We start from the raw sequence: 15,197 nt of genomic DNA, 5'->3' as shown, positions 1-15,197 counted from the left end.
GCACTATGTCCCTGCCGTCGTCGCTGACCAAACCCCTGGCCCCTTCGTGGGCCAATCGCTTTAAAGAGCAAAGCCTTGAGCGTGGCCGGCGCTATGCCCTGGAGAACCGGGTGCGCATTGTCGAGTCCGGCGACAGCACCATCGTCGCCAGCTGCGAAGGCTCGGGCGGCAACGTGTATCGGCAAACGATCTCGCTGCGCGAGTCGGCCAAGGGCACGCTGATCCTGGTGGACAGCCGATGCACCTGCCCGGTACACACCAACTGCAAACACATCGCTGCGGTGCTGCTCAAAGTCCAGGAAACCCTGGCCTACCCGGCGGCGGCCCAGGATGCCGAACTGCTGGAAAAACTCCAGGCCGTACTGGATAACCGCGTGGCCCTGCCACAAGTGGTGATGGAAGATGTGCCACCGGTGCCGCGCCTGTGGATGGCCAGTGTGGAGTTCAGCGCGTTTGAACCGCGAAATGGCAAGATGCAGCGGTATATCCAGCACCGGGCGGCACTGTCATTCAACTACCTGGGCAACTACGTCAGCGGGCAGAAGAACGCCGATATCGTGGTGCGCCAGGAGACTCAGAGCCTGCGGATCAAGCGGCATCCGGAGCTGGAGCAGCCGTACCGCGAACAACTGCGTCTTCTCGGGTTCAAGATCGCCACACGCCAAAGCAAGGCCTTGCCCGAAAGCGCCGGCGAGCTGTTTGAGATGGTCAATGACAGTGCCTGGTTGACCTTCACCCTCAATGCCACCCCGACCTTGCGAGCCGAGGGCTGGGAGTTGCTGATCGATGATGATTTCGGCTTTGACCTGAGCGCCGTCGATGACTGGTACGCGACGGTCGATGAAGGGCCGGAGCGCGACTGGTTTGATCTGGAACTGGGGATCATCGTCAACGGCGAACGGCTGAGCTTGCTGCCGATCCTGTTGAACTTGATGCGTTCCCACACCGAGATCCTCAACCCGGAGAAACTTGCCCGCCGCCGCGATGATGAGCTGATCCTGGTGAATATCCCGGGCCTGCCCAATGGTCACGGCCCCATCCAGGTCGCACTGCCCTACGGCCGCTTGAAACCTGTGCTCGCGACCCTCGGCGAGTTTTACCTGCAGGAATCCGGCACCACCACGCTGCGCCTGGCCAAGGCCGATGCGATCCGCCTGAACCCTCTGGAGGACCTGCCCCTGCAATGGGAGGGTGGCGAAAAGATCCGCAACTTCGCCCAACGCCTGCGGGACATCAGGGACTTCACGTGCGCGGCGCCCGAAGGGCTCAACGCGACCTTGCGTCCCTATCAGCTGGAAGGATTGAGCTGGATGCAGTCGCTGCGCCAGCTCGATGTTGGCGGGATACTTGCGGATGACATGGGCCTGGGCAAAACCTTGCAAACACTGGCGCATATTCTTACCGAGAAAATCGCCGGGCGCCTGGATCGACCGTGCATGGTCGTGATGCCCACCAGCCTGATTCCGAACTGGCTGGATGAAGCGGCGCACTTCACCCCGCAACTCAAGGTACTGGCGTTGTATGGCGCGGGACGTAAGAAACATTTCCCCCACTTGCAGGACTATGACCTGCTGCTGACCACCTACGCGCTGCTGCCCAAAGACATCGAACTGCTCGCCGCACAGCCCTTGCATGTGCTGATCCTCGATGAAGCCCAGTACATCAAGAATCCCTCCAGCAAGGCGGCCCAGGCTGCGCGCGAGCTGAATTCACGACAACGCCTGTGCCTGAGCGGTACACCGCTGGAAAATCACCTGGGTGAGTTGTGGTCGCTGTTCCACTTCTTGCTGCCGGGTTGGCTGGGTGACGTGAAGAGTTTTAATCGCGATTACCGCGTGCCCATCGAAAAGCGCGCCAGTGATGTGCGATTGCAACACCTCAACGGTCGGATCAAACCCTTCCTGTTACGCCGCACCAAGGAACAAGTGGCCACCGAGTTGCCGCCCAAGACCGAGATCGTCCACTGGGTGGACCTCAATGAAGCCCAGCGCGATGTGTACGAAACCATGCGCCTGGCCATGGACAAGAAGGTGCGCGACGAAATCACCCGCAAGGGCGTGGCGCGCAGCCAGATCATCATTCTTGAAGCACTGCTCAAGCTGCGCCAGGTGTGCTGCGACTTGCGCCTGGTCAACGACGCCACCCTGCCCGCCCGTGGCAGCAGCTCGGGCAAGCTCGACAGTTTGATGGAAATGCTTGAAGAGCTGTTTGCCGAAGGGCGGCGCATCCTGCTGTTTTCCCAGTTCACCTCGATGCTCAGCCTGATCGAAATCGAGCTGAAAAAACGTGGGACTGCCTACGCCCTATTGACCGGCCAGACCCGCGACCGGCGCACGCCAGTGAAGGACTTCCAGAGCGGCAAGCTGCAGATCTTTCTGATAAGCCTGAAGGCCGGTGGCGTAGGCCTGAACCTGACCGAAGCCGATACGGTGATCCATTACGACCCGTGGTGGAACCCGGCTACGGAGAACCAGGCGACTGACCGTGCGTATCGCATCGGCCAGGAGAAGCCCGTGTTCGTCTACAAGATGATTGCGCGGGGCACGGTGGAAGAGAAAATTCAGCACCTGCAGAAAGAAAAGTCCGACCTGGCGGCGGGTGTGCTGGATGGGCGTACAACGGGGGATTGGCAGTTGGGCAATGAGGATATCGAAGCGTTGTTTGCGCCGCTGCCTAACAAGCAAGAAAAGCGCTGACAGTTTAGACCGTTTTCGCGAGCAAGCCCGCTCCCACACTTGACCGAGGTCCTTCAGACAGTACGCGGTCAAAGGTGGGAGCGGGCTTGCTCGCGAAGGGCGCAACACGATTCTCAGTCGATCAATTGAGCATCGCGCAACGCCGTCAGCGCCGCCAACCAACGCGGATCCTGCTTATAGTCTGTCGAAGCAATCGCCTGCCCCCGCATCCGCGCAATCCGCGCCGACGGCGTGACCTTCATCCGCTGCGCAGCACTCAGTGCCAACTCCGCGGCGGCGCGGTCATTACACACCAACCCCATGTCACAACCCGCCGTCAGTGCAGCTTCAATCCGGCTGGCCGCATCGCCGACCACATGGGCACCTGCCATCGACAAGTCGTCGCTGAAAATCACCCCATCGAACTGCAGCTCGCCGCGCAGGATGTCCTGCAACCAGCGTCGCGAGAAACCTGCGGGCTGAGCGTCAACCTGCGGGTAGATCACATGGGCCGGCATCACTGCCGCCAACTGCTTGCTCAGGCGCGCGAAAGGCACCAGGTCATGGGTGCGAATCTGCTCCAGGCTACGTTCGTCATTAGGAATGGCGACGTGGGAATCGGCCTCAGCCCAACCATGACCCGGGAAGTGTTTACCGGTGGCGGCCATACCGGCGCTGTTCATACCGCGAATGAAAGCCCCTGCGAGCAAGGCGGCACGCTCGGGGTCACCTTCGAAAGAACGGGTGCCGACCACGGCGCTGCGCTGGTAGTCCAGATCCAGTACCGGAGCGAAGCTCAAATCCAGGCCGACCGCCAGCACTTCAGTGGCCATGATCCAGCCGCACTGCTCCGCCAAATAGTCGGCGTTGGGATTGTCGGCCAGCGCGCGCATGGCCGGCAGGCGCACAAAGCCCTGGCGCAGACGCTGTACGCGACCGCCCTCCTGATCGACGGCCAACAGCAGATCCGGGCGCACGGCACGAATCGCCGCACTCAATTCACGTACCTGGCGGGGATGCTCGATATTGCGCGCAAAAATGATCAGGCCGCCGACTTCAGGCTGGCGCAACAGATGACGATCCTCGGCCGTCAGCCAAGTACCGGCAACGTCGACCATCAATGAACCTTGCAGGGCAGCACTCATAAACCTTCCTTAAATAACGCACACAACCCGTTGCGCTCGACCAGCGCGATTCGCGCAGTGAGCACAACAGGTTGCGAGTAAATAACTGAAATCGGCATGGGCGGCTAGCTTAGCGGATGCAAGCGGCCGCGCACACCCGCAAAGGTCAGACCTTGGCGACAGCCGGAGCTGTTTTGCTGCGGGGACGCAGCTGGGCGGCGGCCATGGCAGGGTCGGTCACGCCGGTTTCGGCACGCATGCCAGCGGCGAGAAACGGCACCATCAGGCGCATTACCTGCTCGATAGAAGTGTTCACGCCAAAATCGGTTTCTGCGATGGCCCGCAAGGCCTTGATCCCGGACATGCTGAACGCCGCAGCGCCGAGCATGAAGTGCACGCGCCAGAACAGTTCGATAGGCGGAATACGCGGAGCGGCTTCGTTGACCAGCAGCATGTAGCGGCGGAACACCTTGCCATACATGTCTTCCAGGTAGCGCCGCAGGTGACCCTGGCTCTGGCTGAACGCCAGGCCCAGCAGGCGCATGAAGATCGACAGGTCGTTGCCACTGCGCGGCTGCACCACCAGCGCCTGTTCCACCAGCATTTCCAGCAGGTCTTCCAGGGTTGGCTTGCTGTCGGCCTTGGCCTGGCGACGTTCCAGTTCACGGTCGAGACTGGCGCAGAACGGCCCCAGGAAGCGTGAGAACACCGCCTGGATCAGGGCCTTTTTCGAGCCGAAATGATAGTTCACTGCCGCCAGGTTCACCCCGGCCTTGCTGGTAATCAGCCGCAATGAAGTTTCAGCAAATCCTTTTTCCGCGAACAATTGCTCGGCAGCATCGAGAATGCGTTCAACGGTTTCCGACTGGGCCATGGCTACTCCGCCTGACAAACACTTGTTTGAAACATACGTTTCAGGGTGTGTCTTGTCAACCCTGCGGGTTCGCATTCCGGCCGGGCAGTCATGTATTTCATCGCTATTTAATCACATTCGTCCAGGCCTGTAGGCAGCGCTATCCCTCACTTGTAGGAAGGATGACGAATGACCGTCCAGCGGCCGCAAGGAAAAGGATGATTGCCAAGCGCAGTTCACTGTATATAATCCCAGTCACTGTATAAAAAGACAGAGCGATCAACATGCTAAAACTGACGCCACGCCAAGCTGAGATTCTGGCTTTTATCAAGCGCTGCCTCGATGACAACGGCTACCCGCCGACCCGAGCGGAAATTGCGCTGGAATTGGGGTTCAAGTCCCCCAACGCCGCCGAAGAACACCTCAAGGCCCTCGCGCGCAAAGGCGCAATCGAGATGACCCCGGGTGCTTCACGCGGTATTCGCATCCCTGGCTTCGAAGCCAAGGCCGACGAGTCGACACTGCCCATCATCGGTCGCGTCGCCGCCGGTGCGCCGATCCTGGCGCAGCAGCACGTCGAGGAGTCCTGCAACATCAACCCGACCTTCTTCCATCCTCGAGCCGATTACCTGTTGCGGGTCCACGGCATGAGCATGAAGGACGTGGGCATCTTCGATGGCGACCTGCTGGCCGTCCACACCACCCGCGAAGCCCGTAATGGCCAGATCGTCGTCGCCCGTATCGGTGATGAAGTCACCGTCAAACGCTTCAAGCGCGAAGGCAGCAAGGTCTGGCTACTGGCCGAGAACCCTGAGTTCGCCCCGATTGAAGTGAACCTGAAAGATCAGGACCTGGTGATCGAAGGCTTGAGCGTCGGCGTCATTCGCCGCTAAAGGAGGCATCATGCAGCTCGTGCACACCCCACAACATACACAACTGTCGCTGTTCGAGGCCTTTATGGCCCAACCTCTCGCGCCCATCCTCAAGAAAACGGTCGAAGCGCCCTGGAGCGCCGAGCCTGAGGCGTTCAGTGAATTGTCGTTGCGCGGTGCTGCTGGCAGCTGCCTGAGCCTGCTGGCGCCGATCCTTCGCGAACTCAGCGAAGAGCAGGATGCTCGCTGGCTGACACTGATCGCCCCGCCCGCCAGCCTGACCCAGGCCTGGCTGCGGGACGCCGGTCTGAACCGCGAGCGTATCCTGTTGCTGCAACCGCGTGGCGCGCAAAGTGCCCAGCAATTGACCTGCGAAGCCTTGCGATTGGGGCGTAGTCATACAGTGGTGAGCTGGTTGAATCCGTTGAATGCGAGCGCAAAACAGCAACTGATCAGCGCCGCGCGTACGGGCGATGCTCAGAGCTTGAATATTCGATTGGGCTGAGCAGGCTTGTTGTGGTGAGCGGGCTTGCCCCGCGCTGGGCTGCGAAGCGGCCCTAAAATAAGTTATTGCGGTATATCAGTTATTACGCGGCGTTTGGTTCTGGGGCCGCTTCGCAGCCCAGCGCGGGGCAAGCCCGCTCACTACAGGACTCAATCGGCTACTCAGTGAAGCACCCGCGGCCCATCTTCCTTCTCCGGCTCGCCTTCCGCCAACCGGCCTGCCATCTGCACACCCACGCTCAACATGGCCTTGGCCACTTCCACGTGCTGACCTTGCAGGAACGCTTTGGCGTCCTCGGAAAAATCCAGAATAACCAGAGAACCCTCGTCCTCAGCCCGGCGCAGCTCGATTCGGCCGTCAGGCAATTCAACAATTTCCAGAAAGGACGTTGGCATAACAATCTGTTCTCCACGAAAGGCCGGGATTATATCAGTCATCCACCCGGCATCGCTGAGGATCTGAAGAGGTTTCTTGACAGCTTGATGAACGGTGCTTTGTGCTGTGTACCCTTATCAATGGGGGTTCATCAGCACTCGTTCAACCCTTCGCGAAAGCGCAACGCCATCTTTTTCAGCTCTTGGCGCCAGCCTTCGAGTTCCTCACGGCTCAACGGCTTTGGCTCATCCTCTTCCAGCGCCACCGCGACGATCAATGGCTGGGTCACATCGCCCTTGGGCACATGAGGCACGCGTGGCGGCTGGAACATGTCGGCATGAGCCTTGAGCAAACGCGCAACCCAACTGTCTGGGCTTTGGGCCATTTCTACCAACTCCGCCAGCTCAGGAATGGCCATGGTCTCCAGCACTTCCCGATTCATGATCATTTCTGCACGGGGTGAGCCCGCCTGGGGCAAGCGATAGAACCCGGCGATTTCATGGCACAGGCCCAACAAAGCGCCGTACAGGTGGAACAACGCCGCTTCACGCCCCGCCTGGACCAGCGCGACAGCGTTCATCTCCTTCCCTTCCTCGGCACGGCCAAGGGCTTCCAGGGACAAACCCGCGAAGTAAATTTTCTGATTGGTACGGGTATAGAGTTCGTTGGCCATAACGGCAGTCTCCACAACGAAAGAAGCATGATGCTGGCTTAACAGTGTCACGGATCAGCCGAGCGCACTGCAAGCGCAAAAAAGGCCGCCTGTGCAGGCGGCCTTTGTATTTGGCAGATCAGTCGATCAAGCGCCCTGACGCTTATCCTCGACCTTCCACTTGCCACCGTCGTAGAACGCTTTCCAGCCGGTAGGCTTGCCGTCCACTTCGGTCTGCACGTACTGCTCCTTGGTCTTGCGGCTGTAGCGGATCACGGCTGGGCGACCATCCGGATCCTTCTTTGGCGCTTCACACAAGAAGTGGTACTTCGGATCGATCTCATCCTTGTGCGGCACGATCTCCAACACCAGCGGTGCGCGGGTCTCGCGGTTTTTCGGGAACTGGCTGGCAGCCAGGAACAGCCCCGAAGCGCCATCACGCAGGATGTAGGTGTCGTTGACCTTCTCGCACTTGAGCTCCGGCATCTTCACCGGGTCCATCTTCGGCGGCGCCGCATCGCCGCTTTTGAGCAGCTTGCGGGTGTTCTTGCAGGTTGGGTTGGTGCAACCGAAGAACTTGCCGAAACGGCCAGTCTTGAGCTGCATCTCGCTACCGCACTTGTCGCACTCCAGGCTCGGACCTTCGTAGCCCTTGATGCGGTAGGTGCCCTCTTCGATCTCGTAACCGTTGCAATCCGGGTTGTTACCGCAGATGTGCAGCTTGTGCTTCTCATCCAGCAGGTAGGCATCCATCGCCGTGCTGCAAATTGGGCAGCGATGCTTGCCACGCAATACCAGCGACTCGGATTCACCCTCGTCATCGGCCGCGATTTCATCGCCCGGAACCAGGTTGACGGTCGCCTTGCAACGCTCTTTCGGCGGCAGGCTGTAGCCCGAGCAACCGAGGAACACACCGGTGGATGCAGTACGGATCTGCATCGGCCGGCCACAGGTCTGGCACGGAATGTCGGTCATCACCGGCTGATTGGCGCGCATGCCGTTCTCTGGGCTTTCCGCTACTTCGAGCTTCTTCTTGAAGTCGCCGTAGAACTCGTCCAGCACGTTTTTCCAGTCACGCTCGCCCTGGGCCACGTCATCGAGGTTCTCTTCCATGCCGGCAGTGAAGCCGTAGTCCATCAGGTTGGAGAAGCTCTCGGACAGACGCTCAGTGACGATGTCGCCCATTTTTTCCGAGTAGAAACGACGGTTGTGCAACGCAACGTAACCGCGGTCCTGAATAGTGGAGATGATCGCCGCATAGGTCGAAGGACGACCGATACCGCGTTTTTCCATCTCTTTCACCAAGCTGGCCTCCGAATAACGCGCCGGCGGCTTGGTGAAGTGTTGGGATGGGTCGAGCTTGATCAGCTTCAGCGTGTCGCCCTGGGCCATATCCGGCAGCACGTCATCATCGCCAGGCTTGGCGATTTGCGGCATGACGCGGGTGTAGCCGTCGAACTTGAGGATACGGCCCTTGGCACGCAACTCGAAGTCGGACGCCGCCACGGTGACCGTGGTGGACAGGTATTGCGCCGGCAGCATCTGGCAGGCCAGGAATTGGCGCCAGATCAGCTCGTAGAGGCGCTCAGCGTCGCGCTCCATGCCGCTCAGCTTGGCAGGCGTGGTGTTGGCGTCGGAAGGACGAATCGCTTCGTGAGCCTCCTGGGCGCCTTCCTTGCTGCTGTAGACGTTCGGTTTTTCCGGCAGGTACTTCTTGCCGAATTCGCCTTCAATATAAGTACGCGCCATCGCTACCGCGTCCACCGACAGGTTGGTGGAGTCGGTACGCATATAGGTGATGTAGCCCGCTTCGTACAGACGCTGCGCCATCATCATGGTCTTCTTCACGCCAAAGCCCAGACGGTTACTCGCAGCCTGTTGCAGGGTGGACGTGATGAACGGAGCCGATGGCTTGCTGCTGGTAGGCTTGTCTTCGCGCTTGACGATGCTGTAGCTGGAAGACTTGAGTTTCTCCAGCGCGGCCATGGCCTGGGCTTCGTTCAGCGGCTTGAAGGCCTCGCCTTTCTCGCGGGCCACTTCAAAGCGCACGTTGGCGCCCTTGGCAGTGCCGAGGTCAGCGTGGACTTCCCAATATTCTTCAGGGATGAACGCGCGGATCTCACGCTCACGCTCCACCACCAGCTTCACAGCAACCGACTGCACACGGCCAGCGGACAGGCCACGGGCGATCTTCGCCCACAGCAGCGGCGAAACCATGTAGCCCACCACGCGGTCGAGGAAGCGACGTGCCTGTTGGGCGTTAACGCGATCGATGTCCAGCTCGCCCGGCTTGGAGAAGGCTTCCTGGATGGCTTTTTTGGTGATTTCGTTGAACACCACACGCTTGTAGCGGCTGTCGTCACCGCCGATGGCTTCCCGCAGGTGCCAGGCAATGGCTTCCCCTTCGCGGTCCAAGTCCGTTGCGAGATAGATGGTGTCGGCATCCTTGGCGAGCCGGCGCAGCTCTTCGATGACCTTTTCCTTGCCAGGAAGGATTTCGTACTTGGCCTTCCAGCCATGATCCGGGTCCACACCCATGCGCGAGACCAGCTGCTTGCGCGCTTTCTCTTTAGGGCTGAGCACCGGACCTTCGCTCGCAGCCGCCTTGCCGCGCTTGGCAGCAGGCTCCTTGCTGGCGCTAGCCGAACCGCTGGTGGGCAGGTCTCGGATATGGCCGATACTCGACTTCACCACGTACTCGTTGCCCAAGTACTTGTTGATGGTCTTGGCCTTAGCCGGGGATTCCACAATGACCAGCGATTTGCCCATGGATCGGAAAATTCCTGAATTCGAGAAGAGAAAGGCAGTTGGCGCCTGTCGCGGCAACGCTATATATAGTGGCAACAAGGTGAGGTCAAGCGCAGCATTCTGCGCGACCTGCCGTTATTGCCCTGAAAAAAGACTGGGTTCGACCTGGACCAAAGCAAAGCGCGGGACTTGCTCGCCGTCAACTTCGACGGTCTCCAGGAACATGCTCAATGGGCGTACCCAAAAGCCGTAATCGCCATACAGTGCTTGGTAGAACACCACTTCTTCTTCGGTCTCGGAGTGTCGCGCCACACTGAAAACACGGTACTGCGGACCTTTATAATGCTGGTAGAGCCCTGGTTCGACTTTCATGCTCTGGCCCTCTTACAAAATTTGTTAAAAAAAAAATACAAAACTGCCAAAAAACAAAAACCGGGGCACTGGGCCCCGGCTTCCGTCAACGGAACGCTTAGACGCGTTCGAAGACGGTGGAAATGCCTTGGCCGAGGCCAATGCACATGGTTGCAACCCCGAGGTTGCCGCCATTTTGCTTCATCACATTAAGCAAAGTACCGGAGATACGTGCACCGGAGCAACCAAATGGGTGGCCCAGGGCAATCGCACCGCCGTGCAGGTTAACCTTCTCGTTCATCTTGTCGAGCACTTTCAGATCTTTCAGCACTGGCAGGGCCTGTGCGGCGAAAGCTTCGTTGAGCTCGAAGAAGTCGATGTCGGAGATGGTCAGGCCTGCGCGCTTCAAGGCTTTTTGTGTGGCCGGTACTGGACCATAGCCCATGATCGCCGGGTCCACACCCGCCACTGCCATCGAACGGATCACGGCCAGCGGCTGGATACCCAGGTCTTGGGCACGCTGCGCCGACATCACGATCATGCACGAGGCACCGTCGGTGATTTGCGACGAAGTGCCCGCTGTCACGGTGCCACCCTTTGGATTGAACGCCGGCTTCAAGGCCGCCAAGCTTTCCAGGGTGGTGTCCGGACGAATGGTTTCGTCGTAGTCGAACAGTTTCAGGAAACCGTTCTCGTCGTAGCCGTTCATCGGGATGATCTCATCCTTGAACTTGCCTTCCAGGGTCGCCTTGTGGGCGAGCTGGTGGGAGCGCAGGCCGAACGCGTCCTGGGCTTCACGAGTGATACCGTGCATCTTGCCGAGCATTTCCGCAGTCAGGCCCATCATGCCCGAGGCTTTCGCCGCGTACAGCGACATGTGCGGGTTAGGGTCGACACCGTGCATCATGCTGACGTGGCCCATGTGCTCCACGCCACCGACCACGAACACATCACCGTTGCCGGTCATGATCGCCTGGGCGGCAGTGTGCAGCGCGCTCATCGACGAACCACACAGGCGGCTGACGGTCTGGCCGGCAGCGGTGTGCGGGATCTGGGTCATCAAGGAAGCCATGCGTGCGATGTTCCAGCCCTGTTCCAGGGTCTGGTTGACGCAGCCCCAGATCACGTCTTCGACTTCGTTCGGATCGACCTTGACGTTACGCTCCAGCAGCTTGCTGATCAGGTGCGCCGACATATCTTCGGCACGGGTGTTGCGGTGCATGCCGCCCTTGGAGCGGCCCATCGGAGTACGACCGAAGTCGACAATCACGACGTCTCTTGGATTCAAGCTCATAAATATTCTCGCTCTAGTCGTCTGGGCACTTAACCGAAGAAGCTCTGGCCATTCTTGGCCATTTCACGCAGCTTCGCGGTCGGGTGGTACAGCGGGCCCAAATCAGCGTATTGATCAGCCAGGGCAACGAACTCGGCCACACCGATCGAATCGATGTAACGCAGTGCACCACCACGGAATGGAGGGAAACCGATACCGTACACCAGGCCCATATCAGCTTCGGCGGCGGTTTCAACGATGCCGTCTTCAAGGCAACGCACGGTTTCCAGGCACAGGGCGATCATCATCCAGTTGATGATGTCTTCGTCTGACACCTCACGCTGCTCGTAGATGACCGGCGCGAGTACTTCGTGCACCGAAGGATCGGCCACTTTCTTCTGCTTGCCCTTCTTGTCGGCCTCGTAGGCGTAGAAGCCCTTGCCGTTCTTCTGGCCCAGGCGCTTGGCTTCGTAAAGCGCGTCGATCGCCGAGCGGCGGTCGTCTTTCATACGGTCCGGGAAACCTTCGGCCATGACGTCGCGACCGTGGTGGCCGGTGTCGATGCCGACCACGTCCATCAGGTACGCCGGGCCCATTGGCCAGCCGAATTTTTCCATGATTTTGTCGATGCGCACGAAGTCCACACCGGCGCTGACCAGCTTGGCGAAACCGCCGAAGTACGGGAACAGCACGCGGTTGACCAGGAAGCCCGGGCAGTCATTGACCACGATAGGGTTCTTGCCCATTTTCTTGGCGTAGGCAACGGTGGTCGCAACCGCTTGCTCGCTGGACTTCTCGCCACGGATCACTTCTACCAGCGGCATCATGTGCACCGGGTTGAAGAAGTGCATGCCGACGAAATTTTCCGGACGCTTGAGGGCCTTGGCCAGCAGTGAGATGGAAATAGTCGAGGTGTTGGACGCCAGGATGGTGTCGTCTTTGACCTGGGCTTCCACTTCAGCCAATACGGCTTGCTTGACCTTCGGGTTCTCGACAACCGCTTCGACCACCAGGTCGACGTGGCCGAAATCGCCGTAGGACAGCGTAGGGCGGATGCCGTTGAGGACTTCAGCCATCTTCGCGGCGGTCATGCGACCTTTATCCACGCGACCCACCAGCAGCTTGGCGGCTTCCGCCAGGCCTTGCTCGATGCCGTGCTCGTTGATGTCCTTCATCAGGATCGGCGTGCCTTTGGACGCCGACTGATAGGCAATACCGCCACCCATGATTCCGGCGCCGAGGACGGCAGCCTGTTTCACGTCGCGGGCGATTTCGTCGTAGGCCTTGGCCTTTTTCTTCAGCTCCTGGTCGTTCAGGAACAGGCCGATCAGGCTCTGGGCAGCGGAGGTTTTCGCCAATTTGACGAAACCAGCCGCTTCCACTTCCAGGGCTTTGTCGCGACCGAAGTTCGCAGCCTTCTGGATGGTCTTGATCGCTTCGACCGGTGCCGGGTAGTTCGGGCCGGCTTGGCCTGCCACGAAACCTTTTGCGGTTTCGAACGACATCATTTGTTCGATAGCGTTGAGCTTGAGTTTTTCCAGCTTTGGCTGACGCTTGGCCTTGTAGTCAAATTCGCCGCTGATGGCGCCTTTGATCAGGCTCAGAGCCGCTTCGGCCAGTTTGTCCGGCGCAACTACAGCGTCGACGGCACCGACTTTCAGTGCGTCTTCAGCTTTGTTTTCCTTACCGGCGGCAATCCACTCGATGGCGTTGTCGGCCCCGATCAGACGCGGCAGGCGTACGGTGCCGCCAAAACCTGGGTAGATGCCCAGTTTGACTTCAGGCAGGCCGATTTTTGCGGTCGCGGACATGACACGGAAGTCTGCCGCCAAGCACATTTCGAGGCCACCGCCCAACGCGATGCCGTTGATTGCGGCAACGGTGGGAACGTTGAGGTCTTCGAAATCGCTGAAAATTTTGTTGGCTTCGAGGTTGCCAGCCACCAGCTCGGCATCGGGCAGCTTGAAGTTGTCGACGAATTCGGTGATGTCAGCGCCGACGATAAACACGTCCTTGCCGCTGGAGACGATCACGCCCTTGACCGAAGCATCTGCTTTGATGGTGTCTACGGCCTGACGCAATTCATTCAGGGTTAGACGGTTGAACTTGTTGACGGACTCACCCTTGAGGTCGAATTTCAGTTCGACGATGCCACTTTCAAGAGCCTTAACCGTGATGGCTTTACCTTCGTAAATCATCAACTGATCTCCACGATATGGAAGCTGAACAGTACACATTGGACGCTGGCCTATGGTTGGACATTGATGATTTGGTCAATGTTCACGCCCATCCGCCAGGCACACCCGCCAATGCGATAGTCGGGATTATGTATGAGTGGTCTGACAGACAAACGCTCAATTCATACGCCCGTTTGATTTGGGTATGCCACCTTCATCCAATTCAGGGCAATTGTCAATCGCTCAAAAAGACTAGGAAAAACGCGACTTTCCAGTCATTTCAGAACCCCGACCCTAAGCCCGCACTTCATCAATATTCAAATATTCACGAAATCAATAATCTAAAGTTTGTGGGAAAAGACTGTACAGAGCGTGATATCCGACTAGGCTAGCCGCAACCACAAAGCGCCTGGATGAACATCCGACGCGGGAAACACAGATTTACCGGCCTGCCTGGCCAACTCCAGCCCGATGATGATGTCGGGCTTTTTATTGCCTGCTGTTTCTACAAGGTTGGGCTTAAGCCAAGGCCTTGAGCAAGTTGTCGATGACTTGCAAATCACTCGCTTCGCCCTTCTCGCCCCAATAGAGGGCAATCATCTGCTTGTCAGCTTCGACCTTGTAGACGTTGTCCGGCAGCGTCGCAAAATGCGGCAACAACTTCTCATCAACGCACACCTCACGCCACTGATTGACCCAAACCCCACGCTCCAACTGCCAGTAACTCCAGATAGCCGGCACGCTGCCGCGCCGTGGTCGACAGTATTGCGCACACGGGCTTGGCGGCTCTTGTTTAAGCCAGTGCGGCCACTCCTGAGGCGCCAACTGCATGGCCAGGCCGATGCGGCGCGCCTCCATGCGCAGGGCCATGCGCCCGCTCTGATGACGCGACGGGCGCAGCCATGCCAGAGGGCTCAGCACCACCACAAGGATTGACACCACTATCCAGACCGTCATATGTGTACTCCCGAATTTCTAGATGAGCGGATTTGATCTGACGCAACCCCATCCGCTTGAAAGCAGCCATACTGAATTTATTGCAGTCCCCTGGAGGAACGCCTCATGCCCTACCAACATATTCTGGTCGCCGTCGATCTGACCGAAGAGTGCGATCCGGTGATCAAGCGCGCGCAGGAATCTGCATTGGCCAATGGCGCCATATTATCGCTGGTGCATATCGTCGAGCCCATGGCCATGGCCTTTGGGGGTGACGTGCCGATGGACCTTTCCCAGTTGCAGCAACAACAATTCGACCAGGCCAAGGAGCGCCTTGATCGTTTGATTCTCAAATACCCGCATTTGAAAAAGGAAGACTGCCACCTGACCTACGGCCAACCGCGCCAGGAAATCCACCATCTGGCCAAGGAAAAGGCTTGCGACCTGATCGTGGTCGGCAGCCATGGCCGTCACGGTTTGGCATTGTTGCTGGGCTCTACCGCCAATGATGTGCTGCACGGTGCGCCGTGTGATGTGCTGGCGGTTAAGCTGGTCAAAGCACCTTAAGACCAACGCAGATCGAATGTGGGAGCGGGCTTGCTCGCGAATGCGGTGTGTCAGTCGCCAAATGTATCAACTGACAAACCGCATTCGCG

Annotated in this window: 13 protein-coding genes; 4 read left to right on the top strand and 9 right to left on the bottom strand. The window is 58.9% G+C overall.

What is annotated here, in order from left to right:
- Nucleotides 1-5 precede the first annotated feature (5 nt).
- Entirely contained in the window at nt 6-2,696 is a 2,691-nt protein-coding gene (locus HF257_RS09440) for a DEAD/DEAH box helicase (RefSeq protein ID WP_185709373.1), read from the top strand.
- A 113-nt stretch (nt 2,697-2,809) separates the two neighbouring features.
- Here the strand turns inward: HF257_RS09440 and nagZ are convergent, their stop codons facing one another.
- Nucleotides 2,810-3,820, bottom strand: a complete 1,011-nt coding sequence (gene nagZ / locus HF257_RS09435; protein ID WP_185709374.1) for a beta-N-acetylhexosaminidase — start codon at nt 3,818-3,820, stop codon at nt 2,810-2,812.
- Nucleotides 3,821-3,965: 145 nt separating this feature from the next.
- Nucleotides 3,966-4,673, bottom strand: a complete 708-nt coding sequence (locus tag HF257_RS09430; RefSeq protein ID WP_159959411.1) for a TetR/AcrR family transcriptional regulator — start codon at nt 4,671-4,673, stop codon at nt 3,966-3,968.
- A 263-nt stretch (nt 4,674-4,936) separates the two neighbouring features.
- Here HF257_RS09430 and lexA point away from each other — a divergent pair, with 263 nt between their 5' ends.
- Nucleotides 4,937-5,545, top strand: a complete 609-nt coding sequence (lexA, locus tag HF257_RS09425) for a transcriptional repressor LexA (RefSeq protein WP_003172575.1) — start codon at nt 4,937-4,939, stop codon at nt 5,543-5,545.
- Between the two features lie 10 nt (nt 5,546-5,555).
- A complete protein-coding gene (sulA, locus tag HF257_RS09420) occupies nt 5,556-6,029 on the top strand; it encodes an SOS-induced cell division inhibitor SulA (RefSeq protein ID WP_185709375.1) in 474 nt (157 codons plus the stop codon).
- Nucleotides 6,030-6,190: 161 nt separating this feature from the next.
- On the opposite strand, the gene HF257_RS09415 is transcribed toward sulA, so the two are convergent.
- From HF257_RS09415 to HF257_RS09385, 7 genes are all read right to left on the bottom strand, one after another.
- Nucleotides 6,191-6,424, bottom strand: coding sequence for a hypothetical protein (locus HF257_RS09415; protein ID WP_017254451.1), 234 nt, complete (start codon nt 6,422-6,424; stop codon nt 6,191-6,193).
- 131 nt (nt 6,425-6,555) lie between these two features.
- On the bottom strand, nt 6,556-7,077 hold the full coding sequence (locus tag HF257_RS09410) for a DUF6586 family protein (protein ID WP_185709376.1): 522 nt from the start codon (nt 7,075-7,077) through the stop codon (nt 6,556-6,558).
- Between the two features lie 126 nt (nt 7,078-7,203).
- Nucleotides 7,204-9,825 (bottom strand): type I DNA topoisomerase, encoded by a 2,622-nt coding sequence (gene topA / locus HF257_RS09405; protein WP_185709377.1) that lies wholly within the window; start codon nt 9,823-9,825, stop codon nt 7,204-7,206.
- A gap of 114 nt (nt 9,826-9,939) precedes the next feature.
- On the bottom strand, nt 9,940-10,176 hold the full coding sequence (locus HF257_RS09400; protein ID WP_027604241.1) for a DUF1653 domain-containing protein: 237 nt from the start codon (nt 10,174-10,176) through the stop codon (nt 9,940-9,942).
- 97 nt (nt 10,177-10,273) lie between these two features.
- Nucleotides 10,274-11,449 carry an acetyl-CoA C-acyltransferase FadA gene (fadA, locus tag HF257_RS09395; protein ID WP_185709378.1) on the bottom strand — a complete coding sequence of 392 codons (1,176 nt, stop codon included), beginning with the start codon at nt 11,447-11,449 and terminating at the stop codon, nt 10,274-10,276.
- Between the two features lie 29 nt (nt 11,450-11,478).
- On the bottom strand, nt 11,479-13,626 hold the full coding sequence (fadB, locus tag HF257_RS09390) for a fatty acid oxidation complex subunit alpha FadB (protein WP_185709379.1): 2,148 nt from the start codon (nt 13,624-13,626) through the stop codon (nt 11,479-11,481).
- 498 nt (nt 13,627-14,124) lie between these two features.
- Complete coding sequence (locus HF257_RS09385; RefSeq protein ID WP_185709380.1) at nt 14,125-14,562, bottom strand: hypothetical protein; 438 nt, start codon at nt 14,560-14,562, stop codon at nt 14,125-14,127.
- A gap of 105 nt (nt 14,563-14,667) precedes the next feature.
- Between HF257_RS09385 and HF257_RS09380 the strand changes: the two genes are divergently transcribed.
- On the top strand, nt 14,668-15,108 hold the full coding sequence (locus tag HF257_RS09380) for a universal stress protein (protein ID WP_124528029.1): 441 nt from the start codon (nt 14,668-14,670) through the stop codon (nt 15,106-15,108).
- Nucleotides 15,109-15,197 lie beyond the last annotated feature (89 nt).

It is taken from the genome of Pseudomonas cremoris, assembly GCF_014230465.1.
Note: the sequence above shows the minus strand (reverse complement) of the source record. Positions and strands in the feature narration are given on the sequence as shown.

What these genes read in the sequence shown, in the direction of transcription:
- fadB (WP_185709379.1), bottom strand. Translation starts at nt 13,626, where the DNA reads ATGATTTACGAAGGTAAAGCCATCACGGTTAAGGCTCTTGAAAGTGGC.
- nagZ (WP_185709374.1), bottom strand. Translation starts at nt 3,820, where the DNA reads ATGAGTGCTGCCCTGCAAGGTTCATTGATGGTCGACGTTGCCGGTACT.
- HF257_RS09410 (WP_185709376.1), bottom strand. Translation starts at nt 7,077, where the DNA reads ATGGCCAACGAACTCTATACCCGTACCAATCAGAAAATTTACTTCGCG.
- HF257_RS09400 (WP_027604241.1), bottom strand. Translation starts at nt 10,176, where the DNA reads ATGAAAGTCGAACCAGGGCTCTACCAGCATTATAAAGGTCCGCAGTAC.
- HF257_RS09385 (WP_185709380.1), bottom strand. Translation starts at nt 14,562, where the DNA reads ATGACGGTCTGGATAGTGGTGTCAATCCTTGTGGTGGTGCTGAGCCCT.
- HF257_RS09430 (WP_159959411.1), bottom strand. Translation starts at nt 4,673, where the DNA reads ATGGCCCAGTCGGAAACCGTTGAACGCATTCTCGATGCTGCCGAGCAA.
- HF257_RS09380 (WP_124528029.1), top strand. Translation starts at nt 14,668, where the DNA reads ATGCCCTACCAACATATTCTGGTCGCCGTCGATCTGACCGAAGAGTGC.
- HF257_RS09415 (WP_017254451.1), bottom strand. Translation starts at nt 6,424, where the DNA reads ATGCCAACGTCCTTTCTGGAAATTGTTGAATTGCCTGACGGCCGAATC.
- sulA (WP_185709375.1), top strand. Translation starts at nt 5,556, where the DNA reads ATGCAGCTCGTGCACACCCCACAACATACACAACTGTCGCTGTTCGAG.
- lexA (WP_003172575.1), top strand. Translation starts at nt 4,937, where the DNA reads ATGCTAAAACTGACGCCACGCCAAGCTGAGATTCTGGCTTTTATCAAG.
- fadA (WP_185709378.1), bottom strand. Translation starts at nt 11,449, where the DNA reads ATGAGCTTGAATCCAAGAGACGTCGTGATTGTCGACTTCGGTCGTACT.
- topA (WP_185709377.1), bottom strand. Translation starts at nt 9,825, where the DNA reads ATGGGCAAATCGCTGGTCATTGTGGAATCCCCGGCTAAGGCCAAGACC.
- HF257_RS09440 (WP_185709373.1), top strand. Translation starts at nt 6, where the DNA reads ATGTCCCTGCCGTCGTCGCTGACCAAACCCCTGGCCCCTTCGTGGGCC.